Source organism: Phascolarctobacterium succinatutens, from assembly GCF_958453765.1.
GTDB classification, from domain to species: domain Bacteria; phylum Bacillota; class Negativicutes; order Acidaminococcales; family Acidaminococcaceae; genus Phascolarctobacterium_A; species Phascolarctobacterium_A succinatutens_B.
Genome location: NZ_CAUDZA010000046.1, coordinates 1 through 2,668, shown reverse-complemented (window position 1 = coordinate 2,668; position 2,668 = coordinate 1). Strand labels below are relative to the sequence as shown.

The 2,668-nt window shown below is 44.7% G+C and carries 2 protein-coding genes; one reads left to right on the top strand and one right to left on the bottom strand.

Annotated elements, in window-relative coordinates; all coding sequences use genetic code 11:
- Positions 1-407, bottom strand: a 407-nt coding sequence (locus tag Q7Q81_RS11020) for a YicC/YloC family endoribonuclease (RefSeq protein ID WP_304276144.1), incomplete at its 3' end; no start/stop codon positions are given.
- Between the two features lie 276 nt (positions 408-683).
- Here Q7Q81_RS11020 and Q7Q81_RS11015 point away from each other — a divergent pair.
- Positions 684-2,426 (top strand): Rqc2 family fibronectin-binding protein, encoded by a 1,743-nt coding sequence (locus Q7Q81_RS11015; RefSeq protein WP_304276141.1) that lies wholly within the window; start codon positions 684-686, stop codon positions 2,424-2,426.
- Positions 2,427-2,668 lie beyond the last annotated feature (242 nt).

The following is a 2,668-nucleotide window of genomic DNA, read 5'->3' as shown; positions in this document are numbered from 1 at the left end:
GGCCAAACGCTTTCTACATCAAAAAAGCCTTCCTTAACGTTAATCACGTCAGGGCATTTTGATAAATAGAGAATTTCTGCAGCAGCGTTAATGCCTGCAGCGTCGGCTCCGATAGCAACGCCTACCTCCTGCAATGCCTTATGATAGGCAGCAGCAAGGTTTTTATCAACCTTCAGAGTGCAGTTGCCGCTGACATTATAATCAGCAGTAATAAACACATCAATACGTCCACGGCTAACGGTTTTTAAAATAGTTTTGCGGATTTTATCCTCCAAAGGATTCAAAAATCTCGGCAAACGGATAGCAACCTCGTTATACCGGTGGTTCACGGTTTTCATTTCAATGTTAACAGAAAAATCTGCATCCTCGTAGGAACCACGGCCGAAACCGGTCATACTTTTTAACACAGGCTTCCTCCTCCATCTTCACCAGTAAAGGTGATTTTTTCAGCTTAAAAGATAAGTATTTTTGCTTCAATCTTATCTTGAAAATCTATTATACCACATTTCTCTAATGATTTCAGCATTTTTCTTCGTTTTTCGTCGCTTAGATAAAGAAATGGCCCATTTTTGTTTTGCTATACTTGTTGCATGTAATGGAGTATAATATGATAAATAATAAATTAGCATTGTCTTCCCGCAGGTTCAAAAAACTTTGCCGAGCCTGCACCGAAAGGAGTCCCTATGAACATTGAAGGCTTAACTTTAAAGCTGCTTACAGATACATTAAACGAAGAACTGCTGGGCAGCAAAATATATAAGGTATATATGCCTAATCCGCAGTCACTTCTGCTGCTTGTACGCAGAACCCGCGATACAAGCAGTCTGCTGGCCGATATGCACAACGGCAGCTGTGTGCTTTATCTGCCGCAGCAGCTGCCGGAAAACCCGGAAACTCCACCCACCTTCTGTATGCTTCTGCGCAAGCATCTGGAGGAAGGACGCATCACAAAAATCAGCCAAAGCGGCCTGGACCGCATTATTACGCTGGAAATAGATCTTTTAGGCGCTTCCAGTAAAATTATTACCAAAAAGCTGATTTTTGAGCTTACCGGTAAAAACAGTAATATCATTCTTACGCAGGATGATGTTATTATCGACTCCCTGAAGCATGTAAGCGCAGCACAGAGCAGCTATCGCACTATCCTTCCCGGCAAAGCCTATATTGCGCCCCCGCCACAGGAAGGACTTAACCTTTTGACTGATGACCCGGCAAAAATTGTGCAGACTGCCAACAGTCTGCCTTCAGCCAACTTCGCCAAGGCCTTTATCAGTGCTACCACCGGTGTCGGCAAAATGACAACCATGGAGCTTTTGACTGCTGCGGATATCCTGCCGCAGGAGGTACGTCTGGAAACCTCCGCCTGCCAGTCACTGGCGCAGGTTATCGGCAAGCTGCAGACAGATTTGCAGGCGCAGGCCGCCAAGCATCCGGTCTATGCGCTCATCAGCCGCACAAATCAGGTGAAAACTCTGCTTGTACTGCCACCGCAGAACGTGCAGGATGGCATGCAGGCCAAAGAATTTGCCGATATCAACAGTGCGCTGAATTTTGCTGTCAGCCTGAAGCCTATCCAGCTGCCGCGCCATGAACAGCTGCAAAAGCTGGTGAACAGCGAAACCGCCAAACTTAAGAAAAAGCTGCAGGCTTTGCAGGAGGATTTAGCTCATGCTGCCAATGCAGAGGAACAGCGTATGCTGGCAGATACTATCATGGCCAATATCTATCAGATAAAAAAAGGCCAGACAAGCGCCGAGCTTATCAATATTTATGACGGCGAGCCGGTTACAGTCAGCCTTTCACCAATCCTTTCGCCTACGGAAAACGCACAGGCCTATTACAAGCGCTATAATAAGTACAAACGCGCTCAAACCGAAGTACGTATCCAGCAGGAGGCTACAGAAGAAATGCTTGCCTACCTGGAAAGTCTGGACGCTTCGCTGCTTACCGCTACAACGAAGGAAGAAATTGAGGAAATCAATCAGGAAATGCTCAGCAACGGTTTAATCAAGGATACCGGCAAAAAAAAGAAAAATGCCGGACTGCAAAAATCTCAGCCTCTGCATATCCGTTTAAATCCTGAAGCAGATTTATATATCGGTAAGAATAATAAGCAGAACGATTATGTTACCTTTACATTGGGCAATCCGAAGGATTTATGGTTCCATACCAAGGATATCCCCGGCTCGCACGTTATTTTGAAAACGTCACTGCCGGAAGCACGTCAGGAGGATATTAGCCTTGCTGTGCAGCTTGCAGCATATTTCAGTAAGGCGCGCGACGGCAGCAATGTTCCTGTTGACTGTGTACAACGACGCTATGTAAAAAAGCCTGCAGGCAGTAAGCCCGGCTTTGTTATTTTTACAAACCAGAATACTTATTACACAACGCCTGATATGGAGCTAATCCAAAAATATTTAAAATAAAGATTTAGTCAGAGCTTCATCCATTAGGATATAAAACGCGCCCTGATTCATAGAAATATGAATCGGGGCGCGTTTTTACGTCACAAATCTCCTAGCTACATTTATGCAAGACTAGTTTTTCAATACAAGTGAATTGAGCGAGAGGTAATATCGCGCAAGGAATAGCAATTTTAGCAAATGAGCATCCGGAACCATAGAAACAAGGGTACGTAACAAAATGTTACTCTCTGACAAATTTTACC

Excerpts from the sequence above, each read along its gene's own strand:
- Q7Q81_RS11015 (WP_304276141.1), top strand. The coding sequence starts at position 684 with ATGAACATTGAAGGCTTAACTTTAAAGCTGCTTACAGATACATTAAAC.